This window comes from Paenibacillus lacisediminis (genome assembly GCF_046567315.2).
Map to the genome: position 1 here is coordinate 26,244 of NZ_JBKIAX020000029.1, position 23,234 is coordinate 49,477.

The following is a 23,234-nucleotide window of genomic DNA, read 5'->3' on the forward strand; positions in this document are numbered from 1 at the left end:
CATGAATGCACTCGTCATTGGATATGGTTCAATAGGTCAACGACATACACGCTTGTTGAGAGATATGGGGATCGAAGTATCCGTTGTTTCAAAAAGATTTCCACAGGACGGTGTTTTCTTCAATAGCTTGTCTACTGCTTTGCAATCGAAAGCATACGATTACGTTATCATTGCAAACGAAACCTCTGCTCATATTGAAGCATTACAAAAAGTTCTCAATAGTGATTGCACGGGGACTATTTTAGTGGAAAAACCTTTGTTCTCAAAAAATGAGTCTATTACACTCAATGGTAGTAAAGTGTTTGTTGCTTATAACTTTAGGTTTCATCCATTAATTATACAGCTGAAAGAAATGCTCCAAAATGAGCGCGTACTAAGTGTTAATGCTTATGTTGGGCAATATTTGCCGAGCTGGAGACCGTCAACCGATTATACGAAGTGTTATTCTGCTTCACGCCAGCAAGGCGGAGGGGTGTTAAGGGACTTAAGTCATGAGCTAGACTATTTAACGCTTTTATTTGGCCAGTGGCAGGCATTACATGCGACGACTACAAAAATTAGCAGTTTGGAAATTGATTCTGAGGATTATGTACAAGCATCCTATGTTACCCATAAAAATATACACATCTCTGTTGAGTTAAACTATATAGATCGTATTAGTCAGAGGTATCTAGTTGTTCATACTGACCATAAGACGATCAAAATTGACTTCATTAATCATTATGTTAATGTTAATGGCGAAGTTACTGAACTAGATAAAATAGATCGGGATTACACGTATATAGAGCAACATAAATCCATTCTAAGAGGATCATCCCGTAGTTGCTCCTTTGCTGAAGGAATCGAGGTTGTGAACATGATCGAGGCCGTTGAAAAATCTTCCTTGCTTAAGGAGTGGGTGTACAATGAATAGAATTTGTACGATATGTGCCCGTGGAGGCTCTAAAGGCGTAAAAAATAAAAATGTGCGAGAGTTATTAGGAATGCCGCTAATTGCTCATAGTATACTTCAGGCAAAGGAGAGTAAGCTCTTTAATGTTGTTGCTGTAAGCAGTGATAGTGATGAAATATTGCAAGTTGCCAAAAGCTATGGAGCGGATTATATGGTAAAACGTCCTAGTGAATTTGCCACTGATAGCGCAGCAAAATTGCCAGCCATTAAACACTGTGTTAGACAAGTTGAAATGGAGGCTGATATCCGTTTTGACACGATAACGGACATTGATGCGACATCTCCATTGCGTACAATCGAAGATTTACAACAAGCAATATTTATGCTGGAAAAGCATGAGTATGCTAGTAACTTAATTACTGCTGCTCCTGCTCGTAGAAGTCCTTACTTCAATCTTGTAGAAGAAAAAGATGGATACGTAGCACTCTCAAAAACATTAGAACAGCCCATAGTACGACGCCAAGATGCACCAAAAGCCTATGATATGAACGCATCGATTTATGTATGGAAAAGAGAAGTGTTTTTAAAAGTAGAATCGAATTTTACGAATCGAACGATTTTGTATGTTATGCCAGAAGAGCGTTCTCAAGATATTGATTCTGAACTTGATTTTGAAATTGTTAAATTGCTTGCAGAGAAAAGAGGAAGTTTAATATGAGTTATATGGGTAAATTTTCATTGGCTGGAAAGGTTGCAATCGTCACAGGTGGGGCAGGAATTATAGGGACCCATTTCTGTAAAGGGCTGGCTGAAGCGGGAGCTAACGTTGCGATAGTGGATCGAAATATTGAAGCAGCCACTAATATGGCGAATGACCTGCGAAAAGAATATGGAGTTAAAGCGGAAGGTATCTATTGTGATTTAACCTTAGAGGACTCAGTTAAAGAAATGGTGGCGAAGACCGTTTCTTTGTTTGGGCAGATTAATATTTTGCATAATAATGCTGCGGGTAAATCCAATAACTTAGATGCCTTTTTTTCTCCCTTCGAAGATTATGATTTGGAGCAATGGAAGGAAATCATGAGTCTCAATTTGGATAGTATGTTTCTTGTTGCCAAGCATGTAGGGAAAGTAATGAAAGAGCAGAAAACTGGGGGCTCAATTATTCAGACATCGTCAATTTATGGTGTATTAGGGCCTGATAATAGAATATATGAGGGATCATACTATTTAGATCGTCAAATTAATACACCAGCTATTTATTCCGTCTCCAAAGGTGGGGTTGTTGCGCTAACTAAATATTTGTCGACCTACTTTGCAAAAGACGGCATACGTGTAAATACCATTACACCTGGTGGGGTAGAAAGTGGCCAAAATGATACTTTTAAACAAAAATACGGCAATCGAATTCCTTTAGGAAGAATGGCGCAACCGGAAGAAATGGTTGGCGCTTTATTATATTTGGCATCAGATGCTTCCAGTTATGTTACAGGACATAATTTGATGGTAGATGGAGGACTGCATGTATGGTAGAAAGGTATATAGTTTGGGGAGCCGGAGACATTGGAACTCAGTTTTATAAACATTGCGTAGAGCTAGACCCGTTGTTTAGAGAGCGAGTCATTTGTTTTGTAGATAAAGACAGCAGCAAGTGGAAGGAAACAATTGATGGAATTGAAATAAGTTCCCCTGATAAGCTTGGTCTGATTGAGGATCAATATAAGATTATTGTATGCACACATTACTATGATGACGTTGTTTCTTATGTAACCCAGAGCTACAACGTTGATCAGCCAGTCATTTATTTTCAATTTTTCTACGATAAGCATCAGGAGATCATTAAGAGAAGGATTGAAAAGTATAGTGATATTATCTTAAGTAGAATGAATGCCTTACAACAGAAACTGTATTCGTTGCTACATTTGGATGCAGGCGGATATGATGATCTGCTTACGTATAAGCTATACACACTTCTTGACCATCGTCATGCTGAAATAGCAAAGTTATTAGCGCTTAGAGATCAACAAATCTACTCGAAGAGAATCGCAATCAATTCATTGCATTTATACTTCCCTGAATTATCTTTAGCCTATTTATACGCAGTAAATGGATGTACGGTTCATTATTTTTATAGATCACGGACGGTAATACAACCGCTGGAGGGGAGCAAATATGCTCCTAAATCGCTCGATATTCTAACAACTTCCATAGAAGAACTGTATTTGAAAGAGTTTTATGCCCACCCTAATATGAAGTTTTTGGAGTATCGAGAGTGTATTGGAGCAGTTAATGATACCGTGGAGAATCTCTATACCACGAAGCATGCCATAAGCTCCACTCGCAGAATGTTCAAGACTGACGACATTGATCTGAATGGGACTGTTGTGAAGCATGTCTATCAGCAACAATTGAAGCAAGCAACAGAAAGCTACTATTTAGGGAAGTATATCTATGAGCATCTTGAGATTGATACTTTCATAACAAGCCATGGAATTTATTCATTATGGGGCCCATGTTTTTCGTATCTAAGAGATCATAATATTCATTCCGTAGTATACGGTACCCATAGCTACAACAAAGAGAAATGGATCATTATTAAAAATGCTGTTGTCCAGTTCGCTAATGAAAGTCTGCAATGGAAGGACTTCAGGAACCAAACGCTTAAAAAGGACCAGTATGCTGAAATAGATGAATATATGAAAAATAGAAGTTCGGGCAATGCTCAGGATACCCAAATCTATTACAGCAAGGTAAATAAAGAAATTGTATCGCCAGTCATGGAGAAAATCATCAAATTTAAGGGAGACAAAAAACTATTTTGTGCATTTCCAAATGTAAGTTGGGATGGTGCGGAGACAGATAGAGATATCGTGTTTAACAATTTGATTGACTGGCTTCAGTATACAATACAGGCCTTTGAACAAGAACTAGATGCAAAATTGATTGTTCGTTTCCATCCTGCGGAAAGCACGCTTCATTCCAGTGTGAAAAATACAAGAAGCTTTCTGGAGGAACGAATGAATCTTAACAGCTTGCAAAATACTTTGTTCATCGATTGCGATGAAGAACTTCTTACCTACGATATGTTTGATTATTTAGATTGTGGGATTATATATAACGGATTTTTAGGAATTGAACTGCCTTACAATGGTATACCGGTAATTACTTGCGGGAACGGCTCTTTTGCTGTAAGGAACATCAATTTCCCAATAGATTCTAAAGAATCATATGTTCATTCACTAAAGAAAATAATTGAAAAACCAGATGATATTATAAAGTATATGGATAACGAAACAATATACAAATTTTTGTACTGGTATTTGAAGAAGACAGCTTTTTATTATCCATTCCTGGAGTCTGTATTAGGGATTAACAAGTATGATGAGCATTTAAATCTTGAGCTCATAAGCAATGCAAGTTTGAAAGAAACATTGGATTTCATTGTGTCCCGATAACTCCCGTGAAAAATAAGTCCAATCTTCGGCCAAGAGAAAAAGACCAAATTAAGATTAAGTATTCATCACTACTTTGATGTGGGAGGACGCAATATGAGAGAGCAGCAGGATAATAAAAGCTACTGGAATGAGTTTTACAAGCAATGTTCCATTACCCAAAATTCAACCTTCTTTGAATTTGTACTACCTTCAGTGACTCCTTATCCGATCGTTGTTGATATTGGTTGTGGTTCGGGACAAGATAGTCGAGCCTTTGCCGAGAACGGAAAACAGGTTTATGCCATTGATGCTTCGGAAGAGGCCATACAACTGAATAAGGACAAGAACTCTCACTCCAATCTGGAATTTAAAAATATAGATATATCCGATCAACACAATTTTCAACAGTGTATAAATCATATTAATCTGAACAGAGGACAGAGCAATTTGTTGATTTACAGTAGATTTTTTCTACACGCCATCTCCGAAGATATTGAAAACATCTTATTACGAGTATTACATGAGAATTTATCAAGCAACGATTTGATAGCTTTAGAATTCAGAACGCTAGAGGATAGTAACCTGGACAAAACCTATAACAATCACTATAGAAGATATATAGATACAGACTTATTTAATGAGAAAATTAAGTCGTATGCCAGTTTTAGCCTGGAGTACTTCCATAAATCTAGAGGGCTGTCCATTTATAAGAACGAAGACCCGTATTTGGCAAGATATTTTATCAGAATAAAGTAATATTTAGACCGCTGGCAGAAGGGACATTGTTGATTATGAAAACAATCGCACAAATGATAGATAGTAACAATCCAAAGTATTTGGAATATGATTTCGAGAAGTTCCAGAATAAAAATATTGATCCTGTCATTTCAGGCGAAAATCTGTTGATTATAAAAAATGTTTTTGACAAGAACAAACTAAGCCATTGGTTGTGTTTTGGTACATTGTTGGGAGCGAAAAGAGAAAACGGATTTATCAAGCACGATAAAGATTCCGATATTGCTCTTTACTACACGGATAAAAAAATACTCGTGCAATGCTTGAAAGAGTTGCTGGAGCAGGGATTTCAGTTAATTCGTACACAAGATGACGATTCATTAGTTAGTGTTACTCGAAAGGGGGAATATACAGACTTTTATTTATTCAAGCTACTAGAGGGCGAAAACAAGAAATATTGGCATTGTGTCGGATACTCTGTCAGCTACGAATTCTTTAATGAGTTTGGCGAATTGGACTTCTTGAATGCTAATTTTTGTGTTCCATTTGATACTGTAGGCTACTTGGAAGAAACGTATGGAACGGATTGGGGAACACCAAAAGAAAATGCTCATGCTGCTCCCAATCTGAATAACGAAATACATCTAAATTATTATAATGTGGCGAACAAATGGCTGAATGATTATATAGATGGTATTCGGTTAAGCACAAAGCTAAATCAGAGCGATATACATGAGGTAATTATTTATGGCTATGGTTCATTCGGAAAAACGCTGCTAAAGGAGCTGATTCAGGATAACGTTCCCATCGTGGGTATTATCGATAAAAATATAACCGATAATACGATTCATGATATTCCAGTCCTGAAGAGTGATGAATTAGTTCAACATTCAGGAGCGTGCGTCATCGTTACTCCGTTCTTGTATTATGATATTATCAAATATGATTTGCTTGAAATACAAAATGATCTGAATATTCTGAACTTGAAAAAATTACTTGCGTAATGATAAGGAGCTACAATGAAAAGAGCTTTCATCACAGGTATCACGGGGCAAGATGGTGCTTATCTGACAAAGCTGTTGTTAGAGAATGGGTATGAGGTGTATGGATTAGTACGGCGTTCCTCTATTGATCGGTATGATCGTATAGAGGAATATCTGCAGCATGAACGGGTCCATCTCCATTATGGAGACATGACTGACTCATCAAACCTTATCCGATTAATGGCAGAAATAAGACCGGATGAAGTATATAATCTGGCAGCAATGAGTCATGTCAAGGTCTCTTTTGATACGCCAGAGTATACGGCAAATGCAGACGGGATTGGTACTCTGCGTTTGCTTGAGGCGATACGTATTTTAGGGTTGGAACAGACGACAAAGATATATCAGGCGTCTACAAGCGAGCTGTATGGAAAAGTACAAGAGACACCCCAATCTGAATCTACACCTTTCTATCCACGTAGCCCTTATGCAGCAGCCAAAATGTACGCCTACTGGATTACGGTTAACTATCGTGAGGCTTATAATATTTTCGCCTGCAATGGCATCTTGTTTAATCACGAATCTCCTTTGCGTGGCGAGACCTTTGTCACTCGCAAAATTACAATGGCAGTAGCTAATATCAAGTATGGTTATCAGGATTGTCTTTTCTTAGGGAACCTGGACGCCAAGCGTGATTGGGGATATGCAGGTGATTATGTAGAGGCGATGTGGTTGATGCTGCAACAGGACATTCCGCAAGATTTTGTTATTGCGACTGGCGAGACAAGAACAGTGCGTCAATTTGTTGAATTAGCCTTTAAGGAGGGAGGGATTGATATCGAATGGCATGGGCAAGGGGTACATGAACAAGGGATTGATCCGACAACCGGAAAGATTATTGTGGCTGTAGACCCGCAATTTTTCCGCCCTACTGAAGTAGACCTGCTGCTCGGTAATCCGGCGAAAGCAAAGAATACTCTTGGTTGGAGCCCTAAAACTAGTTTTAACGAGTTAGTAGCTATGATGGTTCAAGAGGATCTTAGAAGAACAGCGTGCAAAGGCAAACACAATTTAGCTTGAAAAGGTGATTGAAATGCAAGCGAATTCTAAAATTTATGTAGCTGGCCATCGTGGACTGGTAGGCTCTGCTATCGTTCGAAAGTTGCAGGAGAAAGGTTACAACAACATACTGGGGAGAACTAGTCAAGAGTTGGACTTACGTGATCAAGCATCAGTCAAGCAATTTTTCGAAGAAGAGCAGCCAGAGCACGTATATCTAGCAGCCGCTAAAGTAGGCGGCATTTTAGCTAATTCCAATTATCCGGCACAATTCATATACGATAATTTGATGATGCAATCTAATATTATTGAAGCAGCTAAGAACTATGGTGTTAAAAAGCTGCTTTTTTTAGGAAGCACATGTATTTATCCTAGATTGGCTCCTCAGCCGCTCAAGGAAGAATACTTGCTTACGGATGAATTGGAACCAACCAATGAGCCATACGCTATAGCGAAGATTGCTGGCATAAAAATGTGTAACGCCTACAACAGGCAATACGGCACGAACTTTATGAGCGTCATGCCTACGAATTTATATGGTCCCAATGACAATTTTGATTTGCAGAATTCGCATGTGTTGCCAGCATTAATGCGGAAAATACATGAGGCCAAAACAAACGGAAGTGAAACGGTCACCATTTGGGGCAGCGGCACACCTCTGCGAGAATTCCTGCATGTAGATGATCTGGCAGATGCCTGCGTCTATCTCATGGAAAATCACTCAGCAGAGGAAATAGACACCTTCGTAAACATCGGCACCGGTAAAGAAATCTCTATTCGAGAACTTGCAGAGCAACTGTGTAGTATTATTGGCTTCAAGGGTAGACTGGTTTATGATTCAACCAAACCAGATGGCACACCGAGAAAAATAACCGATGTGACAAGACTGGAACAATTAGGTTGGCGCTACACTATTGAATTAGAGGAAGGAGTTCGGGATACCTATCAATGGTACCTTGAGCATGTGGTGAACAACGATGAAAGAACCTAAGATTTCTGTTGTTACAGTCTGTTACAATGCAGCTGACACGATCGAGCAGACCATTCAAAGCGTACTGAACCAAAGCTACTCTAATTTGGAGTATATTATTGTGGATGGCGCATCCACAGATCATACTTTGGATATTATTCATAAATATATGGATCGTATTAGCATAATTGTATCTGAGCCTGACAATGGGATATACGATGCTTTCAACAAGGGGGTGCGATTGGCAACCGGGGATTTTATTAACTTTATGAATGCCGATGATTTTTTTTCCACAGATCAAGCTGTGTCTGAGGTGGCGAATTATTTAGCGTCGAATCCCGATGTACTCATGCTTCACGGCAATGTGAAAGTAATGAATGACTTATCAGGGTACTGGTATATAGATGGACAGTTCCTTACAGTGGAAGATATGGAGAACGGAAGAATGTGTCCGCACCAATCTGTATTCGCACATAAAAAGTTGTTTGAAGAATTCGGTGGATTCGATTTGAAATATAAAATATTGGCAGATGTCGATTTTACTATCAAATGTTTTAAAACTTATGAGCAACTTATTGCATATATCCCGCTTGAAATTGCAACGTTCAGACTTGGTGGAGTAAGTACTCATATTAATTATGATAAAAATCTTCATACTGAAAATGCTATTATTCATTTAGAGCATTTTAACAGTATTCCTAGACGCACTGGAGACTATTTGGAAAATGCGGACGAAAGTCAAAGTAATAGATTCTATAAATTATGGTTGGAAAGTTTGCTAATAGGAAATATGGGGGCTGCATCTATGTTAGCAGCCGGAAACGACAAAAAAGTTATTATATTTGGAACAAAACTAACGGCAACGTTCTTATACTACAATCTAGACAAATATGGAATTGAAGTGAGCTATTTCTTAGATAATGATCAAAGGATGCACGGAAGGCAAATGCATAGTATCCAAATTATATCGCCATCACAGCTAAATGCTGATACAGATGCTACAATTATTATTTCTATTGAGAGATGGTCAGCAGCTAATATCATGAAAGCACAGCTTGGTAAACAATTTGCCAATGCACGAATATACACCTGGCAGGATCTTATTTAGAGGAGAATAGTATGAAAATTATTTTGTTATCCGGCGGATCAGGTACTCGTCTTTGGCCTCTGTCAAATAATTCACGTGCAAAGCAATTTCTAAAGGTCCTACGCAATAAAGATACCAATAAGCCGGAGTCTATGCTGGAACGTGTCTATCATCAGCTGCTAGAGGTTGTGTCCGCAGACGACATTGTTATTGCCTCCAATAAGCTGCAAGTTGATATGATTAATAACCAGTTAGGGAACATTTCGATAATTAATGAACCAGAACGTAGAGATACCTTTCCCGCTGTTGCCTTGGCTTGCTCTTATTTATACTCACATCTTCGTATCTCTAAGAATGAAGCAGTTGCTGTTGTATCAGTAGATACGTATGTTGATACTGAATTTTATGCAATGCTGAAATCGCTGGAGAAGATTGTTCAAGCAACTTATGCAGAGATTGGTCTTATTGGGATAAAACCTACCTATCCTTCTTCGAAATATGGGTATTTAGTTCCAAAGAGAATGGAAGGCTACATGGTTGTTGATCGTTTCAAGGAGAAGCCCGATGAAAAGGAAGCCGAACAATTAATCAAGAACGGCGCTTATTGGAACAGTGGCGTCTTTGTGTTTCAGTTGCAATTGATGCTGGATCGACTTGAGTCATTGAAAATGCCTATTATGTATAGCGAATTAGTGGAGAAATTTAATCATCTACCAAAAAAAAGCATAGATTACGAGTTGGTGGAGCATTTAAACAACATAGTTGCACTTACGTATGAAGGTTATTGGAAAGATATGGGCACTTGGAATACTTTGACTGAAGAGATGTCGCAGTATGTTATTGGGAATGGTGGTCTCAGTGATGATTGCCAGAATACACATATTGTAAATGAGCTGGAATTGCCTGTGAAAGTATTAGGGATATCGAATGCAGTTATTGCCGTAAGTGCCGATGGAATATTGGTTACAGACAAGCCCTCAAGCTCAAGAATGAAGGATATGCTGCATGAAGGTCTATTTTCGAGACCAATGTTTGAAGAAAGACGTTGGGGATGGTATCGCATAGTGGATTATACTAAAACACAGGATAAAGAAGTGCTTACAAAACGCTTATGTGTAAAAAAAGGACACTATTTAAGTTATCACTATCACAATTTGCGTAAAGAAGTGTGGACGATTACCTCTGGGAAAGCTGTATTAGTGATCAACGGAGAAATTAGAAACGTTGAACCAGGAGAAGTAATGGAAATCCCTGCTAAAACAAAGCATTTTTTGCAAGCGCTAGAAGATACGGAACTAATCGAAGTACAGATTGGGACAGAAACGATAGATGAAGATATGGTTTGTGTATCAAATGATGTTGAAGATATTATTTCAAATTTAGAAATGAGAGGTTAGATATGAGTCAAAAGATTTCGGTTATGATCTCTAATTATAATTATGCGTCGTATCTTCCTGAGGCCATTGAGTCTGTTCTTTCCCAAACTTATCAAAATTTCGAATTAATTATCGTCGATGACGGATCATTAGACAACTCTAAAGAAATCATCTTAAAATATAAAGAGAATTACCCTGACAAAATTAAAGCAGTATTAAAGGAGAACGGCGGGCAAGCTTCAGCTTTTAATGCAGCGTTTGAGTTAACTACGGGAAGTATTATTTCATTTTTAGATGCTGATGATTATTGGTACTCGGAAAAATTGAGCGTAATTTCTGAATATCACAAAAGTTATAATGCAATACAACATAACCTGTTAATTAACAACCAATCAAAGTTCACTTATTTGGAAGATAAAGTATGCAAGCAAAAAAGATTGTTGGAAATGTATGGGTTCATGGGGACTATCCCCACCTCTGGTTTATCTTTTTATAAAGATGATATAAAGGATTTTTTTCCTATCCCTAGAGATTCTTATAAGATTTGTGCAGATTTATATCTGAAAATAATGTATTTAAATAAAGGCGATATTTTCTCAATTGATCAGCCTTTAGGATGCTATAGGTCTCACAACTCCAATAATTGGTTCAACTCTCAATTTAGTTCCATTGCTTATAATGAAAATACGCTTAACCATTTGAATGAGATCAGATTAAGGGATGGAAAAGAGAAAATAGAAAAGACGTCTGAAGCTAACACAATTGCTAAGGTCTTTGTTGACTCTTTTGCACTTAGTGAAGAAGATGAGTATATCATTTTTGGAAATGGTGCGCTTGGGACTGAGATCCTTCGTCTACTTAAAGAAAATTTTAATATAGTTGCTTTTACCAACAGTTTCGTCAATGATGAGGAATCTCATTTAAATCTGCCGCTCCTTCCTTTAAAAAGTATCTCCGAAAAATTCCATAAGCCCAAGCTAATAGTTGCCAGCTTTCAAATTACAGAGGTTTTAAATGTGCTCGAAAAGATGGAATTCGATTTGAATTCGGTAGTGACTCCAAAACTTTGAGAGGGACAAACTAAAATGAAATTCTCTGTTCTAATTAATAACTACAATTATGCAAAGTATGTTGCCCAAGCAATTGAGTCGGTCTCACATAAAGATGCTGAAATCATTGTGTACGATGATGGATCTACCGACAATTCCTTGGAAATATTGGATAGTTTTGGGGAAAATATCAAAGTTATATCAAAGAGTAATTATAATCATACTCCAAATGAAAACCAAGCAAATGCAATCTATGAAGCATTTTTACAGTCTTCTGGAGAGATTATATGTTTATTGGATAGTGATGATATGTTTGTCGCTGATAAACTTCATAGAATTGGCAAAGTATTTGATGCTGATCCCAGTGTTACTACTGTGCAAAACTTAATGCTAGAAGTTAACAGTTGTGGCGGACATACGAATATTATTAGGCCTATTTTGAAAGAAGTAGGTGATATTAAAAATTATATTTTTGAAACGCGAAATTTCTTTCATTTGTTTGTTCCAACGAGCGGTTTATCTTTCAGACGATCTTTTTTGGAAAGGGTATTACCTTTGAAGGAGGATGGCTTAGATTACATTTGGCCGGATATGAGATTGTCTTTACTGAGTGTTTTTTATGGAAAGATACATACAATACTGGAGCCATTGACCTATTATAGGATTCATGGAGAAAATGACTCTCATGCCAGGGGAACTTTATTAGGCCATTCTAAATATTTGGAACAGGTATATATTTTCTTCAATGGCTTGGCAAAATCGGAAGGGTATCCTACGTTTCATTTTTCAAGAGAAGTATACTTGGAGAATACCTACTTTTATATGAATCTAGATTATGCCAAACTAATTTCCTTCTGTGCAAGTGCTTCTAGAGTGATAATTTGGGGGGCCGGAGAAGCAGGGCAAAGCATCGCTCACTTCTTGCTTAAGAAAGGAATCTTAGTTGATGGTTTTATAGATGCGAATCGTGATCGTGAAGGCGAAGAAATAATGGGTTTAAAAGTATCGTTGCCAGTGTTGGTGAAAGGAATCAAATATATTGTTTCGCCAATCCATGCTTATGAATCAATTAAAATCAAGCTAAAAAGTGATGATTTGATTGAGGATACTGATTTCATTAATCCTTATATCCAAGGGAGAACGGAATGTACAACACAATAATCATTGGTGCTGGTTATGCCGGTCTTGTTGTAGCGGAGCGCCTTGCTTCCCAAACAAATCAAAAGGTGCTTGTCATTGAGCAACGTCAACATATTGGGGGTAATGCATACGATCGTTTTGATGAACATGGTGTATTGATCCATGAATATGGCCCCCACATATTCCACACACGTTCTAAGGAAGTTTGGGATTATTTATCGCAGTTTACAGAATGGCACTATTATGAACATCGAGTACTTGCGAAAATTGATGGGAAAGAAGTTCCTATACCATTTAATTTAAATACAATTGCAGAAGTTTTTCCTGGTGACTTGGCGGATCGAATACAGCGTAAGCTGGTTGATTCTCTCGGTTATAATGTGAAAGTCCCTATCTTAAAGCTTCGAGAGAAAAATGATGAGGACTTGAAATTTTTGGCTGATTATGTTTATGAAAAGGTGTTCTTACAGTACACATTGAAGCAATGGGGAATTTCACCCGAGGAGCTTGATCCCACTGTAACGGGTAGGGTTCCTGTATATATTTCAAAAGATGATCGCTATTTTCAAGACAAATACCAGGCTTTGCCCAAGTTTGGATATACGAAAATGTTTAAAAATATGCTGAATCATCCTAATATTCACTTAATGCTAAATACAAAGTATCAAGATGTGATGGAAATTACCGCAAACGGACACTCCTTTTTGGGCCAACCATTTAAGGGACAGATAATTTATACTGGCATGATTGATGAATTATTTGATTTTATTTACGGCGAACTTCCCTATCGTTCACTGCGTTTTGATTTCGAGACCTACGACATTAACTATAAGCAATCAGTTGGACAACTGAATTCTCCTAATAGTTACGACTACACTCGTACGACAGAATTCAAGCATTTGACCGGTCAACAACACAGCAAAACCACGTTGGCCAGAGAATACCCTCAAGCTTATATTCGAGGAGAAAACACTGCCTACTATCCAGTTATAAAGGATGAGAATCAGCAGATATATCGGCAGTACAAGAAACTTGCGGATCAGTTAGTTGGAGTTCATCTTGTTGGCAGGCTGGCAGAGTATAAATATTATGACATGGATGCTGTCGTTGCAGTTGCTTTAAAATTATATGACAAGCTGAGGAATTGAGGAGATAATGTATGAGAATATCAGTTGTAATTCCTTTATACAAAGCAGAAGATTATATCATAGAGACATTGGAGAGCGTCATTCATCAATCTTACCCAGTGGATGAAGTATTGGTTATTGATGATTGCGGCCCTGATCATTCAGCCCAATTGGTTGAAGAGTATTCGAGAACTCATCAAAATGTACGTCTTATCCGGCAATCTTATAATCAAGGGGGATCTGCTGCTCGAAATAGGGGAATGATAGAGGCCAAAAATGATTGGGTTTTATTAGTGGATGCTGATGATATATTAGATTTGACGCTTGTAGAAAAGCAAGTCCGTCGTTTGGGGGAGGGCCCACTGGAAGCCGGAAGGCCAATCTCCGCAATACACTCTGCTTATGTGCAAATCGACAGTAACAGCGAGATTGTTCCTAGTAGTGAGATAAGAGGTCAGCAATTATCTTACCAGGACTTGTTTGGAACACTAATTGTTCGAAATTTTATAATCACTCCTACTGGTTTGCTCGTTAATCGGGGTATCATGAAGGAAATTGGCGGATTCAGAGTTGATTTGAAAATCAGTGAGGATTTTGATTTTTATTTACGGTTAGCCAAAGCAGGAAATATGTTATATATTGATGAGCCTCTAGTTAAGCATAGACGTCATCTAACAAACGTTACAGAGAATCTTAGTAAGTCACTGGAGGCCGGACGAGTAATTATTAGGCTTTATCCGTTCGAAGAAATTAAGGAAGCTATACTCCGCAGAAGTTATTCTGAGTCCAAAAACAAAATGGATCTAGCTAAAGTACAATTCTACTTGGGACATTATGAACAAGGCTACAACACTTTGCTTAGCATTGAAAAGGATGAAAACCCAGTATCATCACTTTTTATGAAATCTATATATGCTATTATGCAAGAAAATCTGGAGTTAGCATATACGATGCTTAAACAACTGATAAATCTTGACTCAGGACACATGGCGGCATTAAATAATATGGCAGTAATAATAGCCAAGCAGGGGCATATCAAGGAATCAAGGGAGTTACTCCAGCAATGCTTACAGGGCATGCCAGGATATTTGGATGCAACACATAACCTCAAGGTACTGGACGATACAACCGGTCAAATGAAGTTCCAATATACCCTTAGGGAGCTAAGGACTCACTTATTACGTTATACCTCGCTTTAACTTGGATGATTATAGAAAGGACGGCATATGTTAAAAAACAAAATCACTTTTATTACCGGAGCATCGCGAGGCATCGGGCGAGAAACAGCGATTCAATTTGCCAAGCACGGAGCGGTGCTTGTTCTAAATGGTCAGAATAAGGAAGCACTTGAGCACCTGCAGGCTGAATTACAACGCGAATATAGTGCAGAGGTTTATATTTTGCCGTATGATGTGCGTGATACAGCAGAGATTAAGCATGCTTTTCAATGGATCAAAAAAGACCTCGGAACACTAGATGTGCTTGTCAATAATGCCGGGGTGCTGGATGATGCTCTGCTGGGCATGGTGAATGAGCAGCAAATGGAGTCTACCTTTTCAATCAACATCGAAGCAGTGATCTATCATATGCAATATGCTTCTCGCTTGATGACCAGACAGAAGCAGGGCTCGATCATCAATGTCAGTTCTATTATCGGCAGAACGGGTAATGCAGGACAAGTAGTGTATGCCTCAAGCAAAGCAGCTGTGATTGGGGCAACCTATTCGGCAGCCAAAGAGCTTGGCGTGCATAATATCCGAGTTAATGCCGTTGCCCCGGGCTTCATCGATACCGATATGACCAAGCAGCTGTCCGACGAAAAATATAAACAACGCTTAAGCGAGATCAAGATGAACCGTATTGGCAAGCCGGTGGAAGTCGCTAACACGATTCTGTTCCTGGCCTCCGATCTGTCCTCCTATATCACGGGACAAGTCATTGGTGTGGATGGCGGCATGGTGATTTAACAACATTAATGGCTAAATGGTGGTGATGCTGTGATTACCTTTAAAAAGCTGGATGAAGGTGATTTGGAGCAGGTATTGGAGTGGCGGACAAGCGAGCATGTAACCCGGTATATGTATAGTGATATTGACAAAAATCTGGATAATCAAATGAAATGGTATAAGGCTATTTCAAAGGATGACACCCAGTATTATTGGATCATTGAATATAAGGGGACTGCGATCGGTTTGATGTCCATTAATAACTTGGATAGGAATAACCGGAAGGCTACATTCGGGTACTACCTCGGGGATCTGAGCTACACGATGATAGCAGGACGCATCCATCCTTATTTTTATAACTTTGCGTTTTTTCAGTTGGGCTTAAATAAGCTCTATGCCGAAGTTATGGATGGCAATGATGGTATGATGAAGATGCATCTTCACCATGGGTTTAAGCATGTGGCTACCTTTAAGGAGCACATTTATAAATACGGGTATTATCATGATGTACATTACTTTGAATTGCTGGCCTCGACTTGGAAAGAGAACTGTCAGAAATTTCATAGGTTTGCTGCACAGTTTACGCTGTAATACATCTAAAACGATCATAGGCAAAGACCGATATATGTTATATACGTCTTTAGTTAGGTGGGTAAAGAGATGAATAATGAACAAAAGCTGCGTGAAATCTTTGCAGAAGCGTTACAAATCGATATAGATCGAGTAACTGACGGATTATCCTACAATGGTATTCCTGAGTGGGATTCGATTGCGCATATGACCTTGATTGCCGAGATTGACAATGTGTTTGATACGATGCTGGATACGGATGATGTGCTGGATATGAGTTCTTTTGCCAAGGCCAAGGAGATATTAGCTAAATACGACGTTCAATTTTAGAAATCAAGGGTGTGGTTTAAAGACCATGCCCTATTCTTTTACAGCCTTGAAAGGAGATCGCGATGTTTTTCAATATACAACAATATGGGGAACAAAACGCCGTAATTACGGAGCAAAGCAAGCTTACGTATGCTGAGCTGCAAGCCTTGGCTGATCAGTATGACTTTCGATCTGACGACAAAGAGCTGATTCTATTGCTCTGTGATAACGAAATAGAAATCGTGGCCGCTTATGTGGCGGCCTTGCAAGCGAAGCAGGCTGTAATGCTGTTGAATGCTTCGACCAATATAGAACTGTTAAATCATATTGTTATGACCTATCGGCCGAAATGGATCGTTGTCTCGAGCGAGCTGACCTTTGATGGATACCTTCAGCATGGCAACGTATTAGAACGCGAGCAGCATTCCAGAGCAGCAGCCATTCATTCCGAGCTTGCCGTGCTGCTTAGTACATCCGGCACTACGGGAAGTCATAAATTTGTACGCTTGTCCTACGCGAATATACAGTCCAATGCTGAGGCCATCGCACAGTACCTGGAGATCGATGCTGGCGAGCGGGGGATATTGAATCTGCCGTTATCCTATTCGTATGGATTATCGATAATGAACAGTCATTTTCAAGCTGGAGCCGCCGTGCTGCTAACCGGGGAAAGCGTCGTTGCCAAAACGTTTTGGAACTTCGTGCGGGAACAGCAAGCGACCTCCCTGCCTGGAGTTCCATTTACGTATCAAATGCTGCAACGAATAGGCTTCTTTAAGATGGAGCTGCCGTATCTGCGAACTTTAACTCAGGCTGGCGGTCGTTTGGAAGAGCGGTTGGTGCGTCTCTTGGGCGAGTACGCCAAGGAGCAGGGAAAGCGATTTTTCGTCATGTATGGACAGACCGAAGCTGCGCCGCGTATTTCCTATATTCCTAGTGACAGAGTATTGGATAAAACAGGATCCATAGGCATCCCTATTCCCGGTGGCAGGCTGGAGCTTGCGTCAGAGACAGGAGAGCTGATCTACTACGGTAGCAATGTCATGTTGGGCTACGCGGAGACGCTGGCTGATTTGGCTAAAGGTGATGAGTGCGGTGGGGTGCTGCATACAGGCGATACAGCTACCGTGGATGAAGAAGGATTTTTTACGATTACGGGAAGAATGAAGCGGTTCATCAAGCTGTTTGGTCTTCGTATCAACCTGGATGAAGTAGAAAGAAAGCTGGAGGCACTGCTTCAGCAGCCTATAGCTTGTGTCGGAAACGATGACAAGCTGCTTGTTGCAACGGAATCCAGTCAGCATGTCGCTGAGATCAAACAACATGTTGATCAGTTGTATAAGCTGCATCCCACAGCCTACAGAGTGATCGTGGTCGACGAAATTCCGAGATTGGCCAATGGCAAGATTGATTATCAGGCATTAAAAGGGTGAATAATGATGAGCTATCCCTATGACTTGTGTAAAGAAGCGAAGCAGCAGCAGCTATTGACTGGATTAAATGAGCTTACTTTGCATCATACAGAGAACAACGCGGCATACCGTGCAATGCTTGAAAAATCGGGTTCCCAGCCGCAAAATCATCTTCTTGAATCAGTCCCTTATTTGCCAGTACAGCTATTTAAGCTGATGGACCTGGTCTCTGTCCCACAGGCGAACATCGTGAAGGTGTTAACCTCAAGTGGAACTACAGGTCAGCAGGTATCCAAAATTTATCTGGACAAAGAGACAGCTGCGCAGCAATCCAAGGCATTGGTGGAGGTCATGAAGCCGCTCCTTGGGACACAACGCCTGCCGATGATTATATTGGATACGAAATCCGTACTGAAGGATCGGCGCTCCTTTAGTGCCCGTGGAGCGGGTATATTAGGGTTTGCCAATTTCGGCAGGCAGCATTTTTATGCTCTGCATGATGACATGTCCGTGGACTGGGATGGTCTTGCCCAGTTTGTAAGCAAGCATGAAGGCAGCAAAATTTTGCTGTTCGGATTCACTTATATGATTTGGAAGCATGTGTATTTGGAAGCAAAACAGAAGGGGATCGCGATCGACTTTGGTGACAGCTTGCTAATACATGGCGGAGGCTGGAAGAAGCTTCAGGATGAAGCTGTGGATGCCGCAACGTTCAAATCTGAATTGGGGCGTGTGCTGGGCATTCACCAAATTCATAATTATTACGGCATGGTCGAACAGGTAGGCTCGATTTTTGCAGAGTGCGAGCACGGTCACTTGCATACTCCTAATTATGCGGACGTCATCGTACGGGACCCGATCAGCTTTGCTCCTCTGCCGTATGGACAGCAAGGTCTGATTCAGGTGCTGAGTCTGCTGCCCAAGAGCTATCCGGGTCACAGCTTGCTAACGGAGGACCTTGGAGTCATTCACGGCGAAGATGATTGCCTATGCGGCTGGAGAGGAAAATACTTCAGTGTGGCGGGCAGAATCCCTAAGGCTGAGCTTAGAGGCTGCAGTGATACCTATGCATTCGGACAAGGGGGGCGTGAGGCATGACGAAGAGATTTTTCTTTCCGCATGAACAAGGAGAGCAGACCCTGCAGCAATTGTCAGGCAAGCCGCCCCTGACTCCATTCCACCAGATAGTATTGGATTTTGTGCAAGCTTTGTCTCAACGTTTTGTCAAAATGCGCCAGTACCCAGAAATCGTGGCTCTAGGATTTTGGATGCGTAAAGCGAATATGAAAGCCATTGAGCAGCAATGGGAGCAGGATACAGACGGGCGAATCATGAAAGCGCGAGGGACCGTGTTCCATATTGCGCCGTCTAATGTGGATACCATCTTCATTTATTCCTGGATGCTGTCTCTATTAGCAGGCAATCGCAACATTATTCGCTTGTCCAGCAAGGAACAGCCGCAGCAGCATGCTTTGCTGCAAGCGATCCTTGAAGAGCTGACACAGCCGGCTTACCAAATGCTTGCTGAGCGGAACGTTATTCTAACGTATGAGCATAACGAGCAAACGACAGCCGAGCTTAGCGGAATTTGTCATGTTCGTGTGGTATGGGGAGGCGATGAAACGGTAAAGGCTGTGCGTCGCATTCCACTTTTACCGGTGGCTAGTGAACTGGTGTTTCCTGATCGTTTCTCGCTGTCCCTAATCAAAGCCCAAGCCATTATTGAACTGGAACACGCTGCATTCGTGCAACTCGTTCATCAGTTTTATAACGATGCCTATTGGTTTGATCAGTTGGCCTGCTCTTCCCCTAGGCTGATCGTATGGCACGGAGAACATGAGCAGGTTGAGCGAGCGCAGGACAGATTTTGGCAGATGCTTGAGCAAGTGCATACTGCTAAGGCTGCGGAACTGCTTCCGGCGCTGCAGGTGCAGAAGCTGACGACAGGCTTATGGCTGTCTGCAGAGCAAGAGGCGATCCAGATGAAGAACCGCCCTGCTTTTGCGAGAGTTATGCTCAATCAGGTAACGGCGGAAGTAAGAGAGCGTCATTGCGGCGGTGGCTTTTTCCTGGAGACGGCTGTGAACGAACTGTCCGATCTGGTCCCCATGTTGAATGACAAGGATCAGACGTTATCCTATTTCGGTTATGACAGGGAGGAATTACTGGAGCTGGCCGCCCGCATTCATGCTCGAGGCATTGATCGTATCGTCCCGATCGGCAAGGCGCTGGACTTTCATGAGGTATGGGATGGACAAAGCTTTTTACACTCATTTACGCGAGAAATTGTTATTATATAATGGGTTGAAACGATGCAGAAAAAGGAAGTGCGCAGCTAATGAAAACAATCGTGGTTATTCAAGCAAGGATGGGTTCGACGCGATTGCCGGGAAAAATCTTAATGCCGTTAGGCGATCACGATAATCTGTTCTATGTAACATCCCGCTGCAAAAGTATTCGCGGGGTCGATGAGGTGATTGTGGCTACTTCAAGGTTACCCCAGGATGATGCGGTGGAGCAGTGGTGCAGCAAGCATCAGATCGTCTGCTGTCGCGGCTCGGAGGAAGATGTATTAAGCCGTTACATGGAAGCGGCTCAGCTCTACCAGCCCACTTATGTTGTACGAGTCACAGCCGACTGCCCCTTTGTCGATGTGGAGATGGCGGAGGCCATGATTCGGCTAATCCAGCAGGAGCAAGTCGATATCGTCGATCTGGGGGCTGCTTTGCCTAGGGGGCTTGCTGTCGAGGCGATCTCCTACTCTGCATTGCAGGTTATAGATAAGCAAGGACAAGAGCCTCGTCACAGGGAGCATGTGACCTATTATGCTTACGAATATAGAGAGCAATTTACCAGAGCGGTGTATCACCCTCCTGTGAACCGACTGCATCCTCAGCTTCGCATCACGCTGGATACGGAGGAAGATTACGCATTAATCTCTGCGGTAGCAAGACATTTCAATGATCCTTACATCTCTAGCGCAGAGGTCATTCAATACTTGCTGGAGCGTCCTGAACTTGCTAGCCTCAATGCTCATGTGGAGCAGAAGCCAGTCCTATGATCAATCACAGCTAAAATGCTTATATCAAATAAAAGCCGGTGGTATAGTTGGAAGATATCGTACTTATCCGAGCAGACGCTTCGGAGGAAATCGGAACTGGACATGTGATGCGCTGTTTAGCTCTGGCGGATGAATTGCAACGTCATGGTCATCAATCTTGGTTTATCTGCCGGGCGCTTAAAGGTCATATGGCAGAGTATATTAAAACTCGAGGATTTAATGTTTATGTGATGGAAACGCAAGATCCTTTATCTTTAGAGAGTATGGAGTTTGATGTTCAGTTTACTGCCGATATCGCTTTAAATTTAGAAGTAAAGCCTAAATGGATGATTGTTGATCATTACGGAATAGATGAGCAGTGGGAATCGAGAATCTGCCCCTACATCGAAAAACTGCTGGTTATTGATGATTTAGCCAATCGGAAGCATCATGCGGATGTTCTACTGGATCAGAACTTAGCCAGAAACCCGGGGGGAAGATATCGTGATCTTGTCCCGGATAAGTGCAAATTACTGCTTGGACCATCCTATCTGCTGCTTCGGCCGTCATTTTATACAGAACGTCGGAAGTTAAGGAAAAGGACTGGGCAAATACACAGACTGCTAATGTTCTTCGGGGGAAGTGACCCTACCAATGAAACGACAAAAGCGATTGATGCGTTGAAAGAACTTTCGCTGTACGATTTAACGGTTGATGTCGTGATTGGTCATTCTCACCGATTTAAAGAAGAAATTAAGCGAAAATGTGAAACGATTGATCGTCTCACTTTACACATACAAATTGAGTATATGGCCGAATTGATTGCCGCTGCTGACTTTGCACTAGGGGCCGGAGGTGTCGCTATGTGGGAACGATGTTACCTCGGTCTGCCTTCATCCGTCACTGTAGTGGCTGATAATCAATTGGAGGCTGCGTGTTTAGCCGATCAAATGGGGGTTATTTGGAATTCCGGAGCGTATAGACAAATGAATTCACATAAATATGCCGATATTTTAAAGAGAGCTATAGCTGCTCCCGAGGAGATGAGGGCTATGAGCAATCGCTCTCTGGAGTTGATGAACAGCCATGCCGAGACTAGTGGCAGTCAAGTTATTAAAGAGCTTTTTTTCGAAACACTATAATTTACGTTTTAGCAAAAACATGGGGACAATTGGGAGGCAATGATGGAGGAGAAGCTGAAACAGCTAAAGAATATTAAAAAGTTGTATGACCAGCAAAAAAACATTATCCAACATCTAAAGAAAAGTGCAGGAGAAGAGGCTAACTCTACCTCTGATATTTTGATTAGTTATGATTTTCAGGCGGGCAGCTACATACAAAGTTATTATAATAACCGCAAACCAAGAGATGATTTTGCCGCTAAACTTGCTGAAGTAATAAACGGCCTGGGATCGATAGATTCTATGTTGGAGGCAGGGGTTGGGGAAGCCGTTATGTTAGGTAACTTGATAACCCGGCTAAAGCAAAGGCCCAAGGACATTTATGCTTTTGATCTATCCTGGTCCAGAATTAAATATGGGGAAAAATTCCTGAGAAGTTTGAATATTAATGATGTAAAGCTTTTTACCGGGGATATGTTTTGCATGCCAGTCAAAGAGAATTCAATGGATCTTGTTTACACAATACATGCCGTTGAACCAAATGGCGGCCGAGAACGGGAAGCCTTGACTGAATTGTATCGAATTGCTAAAAAATATGTACTGTTGATTGAGCCTGCATTTGAACTGGCCGATGAAACAGCGAGACAGCGAATGTTATCGCATGGATATGTCACAAATTTGTATGGTACTGCTAAGGAACTCGGGTACAAGGTTATTGAATATCGCTTGTTTGAGGTGAATCTCAATCCGTTAAACCCGGTGGGATTAATGATCATTCAGAAGGATGATAGTCACGGTGAAACCGAAGAGGGGAACGACACAGACATACTGTGTTGTCCAATTACAAAAACAACGTTAGCACTCAAGAGTGCGGCTTATTACTCAACTGAAGGGATGCTTGCGTACCCCATCCTTGAGCAAATCCCGTGCCTTTTGCCGCAAAATGCCATCGTCGCTACTCATTTTAATGACTTTCAATAGGAC

At 40.8% G+C, this 23,234-nt stretch carries 23 protein-coding genes; all 23 read left to right on the forward strand.

Translation table 11 applies throughout. The features are described from left to right. Window position 1 precedes the first annotated feature (1 nt). The 23 genes from ACLD72_RS31150 (at window position 2) to ACLD72_RS31260 (ending at window position 23,231) form a co-directional block, all read left to right on the forward strand. Entirely contained in the window at window positions 2-913 is a 912-nt protein-coding gene (locus ACLD72_RS31150; RefSeq protein WP_411003072.1) for a Gfo/Idh/MocA family protein, read from the forward strand. Then, complete coding sequence (locus tag ACLD72_RS31155; protein ID WP_411003071.1) at window positions 906-1,610, forward strand: cytidylyltransferase domain-containing protein; 705 nt, start codon at window positions 906-908, stop codon at window positions 1,608-1,610. Before ACLD72_RS31150 ends, ACLD72_RS31155 begins: the two co-directional genes overlap by 8 nt. Continuing rightward, window positions 1,607-2,425, forward strand: coding sequence for an SDR family oxidoreductase (locus ACLD72_RS31160; RefSeq protein ID WP_411003070.1), 819 nt, complete (start codon window positions 1,607-1,609; stop codon window positions 2,423-2,425). Before ACLD72_RS31155 ends, ACLD72_RS31160 begins: the two co-directional genes overlap by 4 nt. Next, window positions 2,419-4,347 (forward strand): hypothetical protein, encoded by a 1,929-nt coding sequence (locus ACLD72_RS31165; RefSeq protein ID WP_411003069.1) that lies wholly within the window; start codon window positions 2,419-2,421, stop codon window positions 4,345-4,347. The genes ACLD72_RS31160 and ACLD72_RS31165 overlap by 7 nt, the downstream gene beginning before the upstream one ends. A 93-nt stretch (window positions 4,348-4,440) precedes the next feature. Continuing rightward, the gene (locus ACLD72_RS31170; protein WP_411003068.1) at window positions 4,441-5,082 is read left to right on the forward strand and encodes a class I SAM-dependent methyltransferase; all 642 of its coding nucleotides are present in this window, start codon (window positions 4,441-4,443) and stop codon (window positions 5,080-5,082) included. A gap of 35 nt (window positions 5,083-5,117) precedes the next feature. After that, window positions 5,118-6,065: a LicD family protein gene (locus ACLD72_RS31175; protein ID WP_411003067.1), complete on the forward strand. Its 948-nt coding sequence runs from the start codon at window positions 5,118-5,120 to the stop codon at window positions 6,063-6,065. Between the two features lie 15 nt (window positions 6,066-6,080). Next, window positions 6,081-7,124: a GDP-mannose 4,6-dehydratase gene (gmd, locus tag ACLD72_RS31180; RefSeq protein ID WP_411003066.1), complete on the forward strand. Its 1,044-nt coding sequence runs from the start codon at window positions 6,081-6,083 to the stop codon at window positions 7,122-7,124. 13 nt (window positions 7,125-7,137) lie between these two features. After that, window positions 7,138-8,094 carry a GDP-L-fucose synthase gene (fcl, locus tag ACLD72_RS31185; RefSeq protein ID WP_411003065.1) on the forward strand — a complete coding sequence of 319 codons (957 nt, stop codon included), beginning with the start codon at window positions 7,138-7,140 and terminating at the stop codon, window positions 8,092-8,094. After that, complete coding sequence (locus ACLD72_RS31190) at window positions 8,081-9,181, forward strand: glycosyltransferase family 2 protein (RefSeq protein WP_411003064.1); 1,101 nt, start codon at window positions 8,081-8,083, stop codon at window positions 9,179-9,181. The genes fcl and ACLD72_RS31190 overlap by 14 nt, the downstream gene beginning before the upstream one ends. A gap of 11 nt (window positions 9,182-9,192) precedes the next feature. Beyond that, window positions 9,193-10,557, forward strand: a complete 1,365-nt coding sequence (locus ACLD72_RS31195; protein WP_411003063.1) for a sugar phosphate nucleotidyltransferase — start codon at window positions 9,193-9,195, stop codon at window positions 10,555-10,557. Between the two features lie 2 nt (window positions 10,558-10,559). After that, window positions 10,560-11,606 carry a glycosyltransferase family 2 protein gene (locus tag ACLD72_RS31200; protein ID WP_411003062.1) on the forward strand — a complete coding sequence of 349 codons (1,047 nt, stop codon included), beginning with the start codon at window positions 10,560-10,562 and terminating at the stop codon, window positions 11,604-11,606. 15 nt (window positions 11,607-11,621) lie between these two features. Next, the gene (locus tag ACLD72_RS31205) at window positions 11,622-12,746 is read left to right on the forward strand and encodes a glycosyltransferase (protein ID WP_411003061.1); all 1,125 of its coding nucleotides are present in this window, start codon (window positions 11,622-11,624) and stop codon (window positions 12,744-12,746) included. Continuing rightward, window positions 12,731-13,873 carry a UDP-galactopyranose mutase gene (gene glf / locus ACLD72_RS31210; protein ID WP_411003060.1) on the forward strand — a complete coding sequence of 381 codons (1,143 nt, stop codon included), beginning with the start codon at window positions 12,731-12,733 and terminating at the stop codon, window positions 13,871-13,873. The genes ACLD72_RS31205 and glf overlap by 16 nt, the downstream gene beginning before the upstream one ends. Before the next feature lie 11 nt (window positions 13,874-13,884). Beyond that, the gene (locus ACLD72_RS31215) at window positions 13,885-15,051 is read left to right on the forward strand and encodes a glycosyltransferase (RefSeq protein ID WP_411003059.1); all 1,167 of its coding nucleotides are present in this window, start codon (window positions 13,885-13,887) and stop codon (window positions 15,049-15,051) included. 27 nt (window positions 15,052-15,078) lie between these two features. Beyond that, complete coding sequence (locus ACLD72_RS31220; protein WP_411003058.1) at window positions 15,079-15,819, forward strand: SDR family NAD(P)-dependent oxidoreductase; 741 nt, start codon at window positions 15,079-15,081, stop codon at window positions 15,817-15,819. Between the two features lie 30 nt (window positions 15,820-15,849). Further along, window positions 15,850-16,389, forward strand: coding sequence for a UDP-4-amino-4,6-dideoxy-N-acetyl-beta-L-altrosamine N-acetyltransferase (gene pseH, locus ACLD72_RS31225; protein ID WP_411003057.1), 540 nt, complete (start codon window positions 15,850-15,852; stop codon window positions 16,387-16,389). Window positions 16,390-16,458: 69 nt separating this feature from the next. Continuing rightward, window positions 16,459-16,698: an acyl carrier protein gene (locus ACLD72_RS31230; RefSeq protein WP_411003056.1), complete on the forward strand. Its 240-nt coding sequence runs from the start codon at window positions 16,459-16,461 to the stop codon at window positions 16,696-16,698. Window positions 16,699-16,760: 62 nt separating this feature from the next. Continuing rightward, window positions 16,761-18,110 carry an AMP-binding protein gene (locus ACLD72_RS31235; RefSeq protein ID WP_411003055.1) on the forward strand — a complete coding sequence of 450 codons (1,350 nt, stop codon included), beginning with the start codon at window positions 16,761-16,763 and terminating at the stop codon, window positions 18,108-18,110. 6 nt (window positions 18,111-18,116) lie between these two features. After that, window positions 18,117-19,187, forward strand: a complete 1,071-nt coding sequence (locus tag ACLD72_RS31240) for a LuxE/PaaK family acyltransferase (protein WP_458476502.1) — start codon at window positions 18,117-18,119, stop codon at window positions 19,185-19,187. Then, window positions 19,184-20,389 (forward strand): acyl-CoA reductase, encoded by a 1,206-nt coding sequence (locus ACLD72_RS31245; protein ID WP_458476503.1) that lies wholly within the window; start codon window positions 19,184-19,186, stop codon window positions 20,387-20,389. The genes ACLD72_RS31240 and ACLD72_RS31245 overlap by 4 nt, the downstream gene beginning before the upstream one ends. Before the next feature lie 38 nt (window positions 20,390-20,427). Then, the gene (locus ACLD72_RS31250; protein WP_411003052.1) at window positions 20,428-21,150 is read left to right on the forward strand and encodes a cytidylyltransferase domain-containing protein; all 723 of its coding nucleotides are present in this window, start codon (window positions 20,428-20,430) and stop codon (window positions 21,148-21,150) included. Between the two features lie 47 nt (window positions 21,151-21,197). Next, window positions 21,198-22,271, forward strand: a complete 1,074-nt coding sequence (gene pseG / locus ACLD72_RS31255; RefSeq protein WP_411003051.1) for a UDP-2,4-diacetamido-2,4,6-trideoxy-beta-L-altropyranose hydrolase — start codon at window positions 21,198-21,200, stop codon at window positions 22,269-22,271. A 42-nt stretch (window positions 22,272-22,313) separates the two neighbouring features. Then, entirely contained in the window at window positions 22,314-23,231 is a 918-nt protein-coding gene (locus ACLD72_RS31260; protein ID WP_458476504.1) for a methyltransferase domain-containing protein, read from the forward strand. Window positions 23,232-23,234 lie beyond the last annotated feature (3 nt).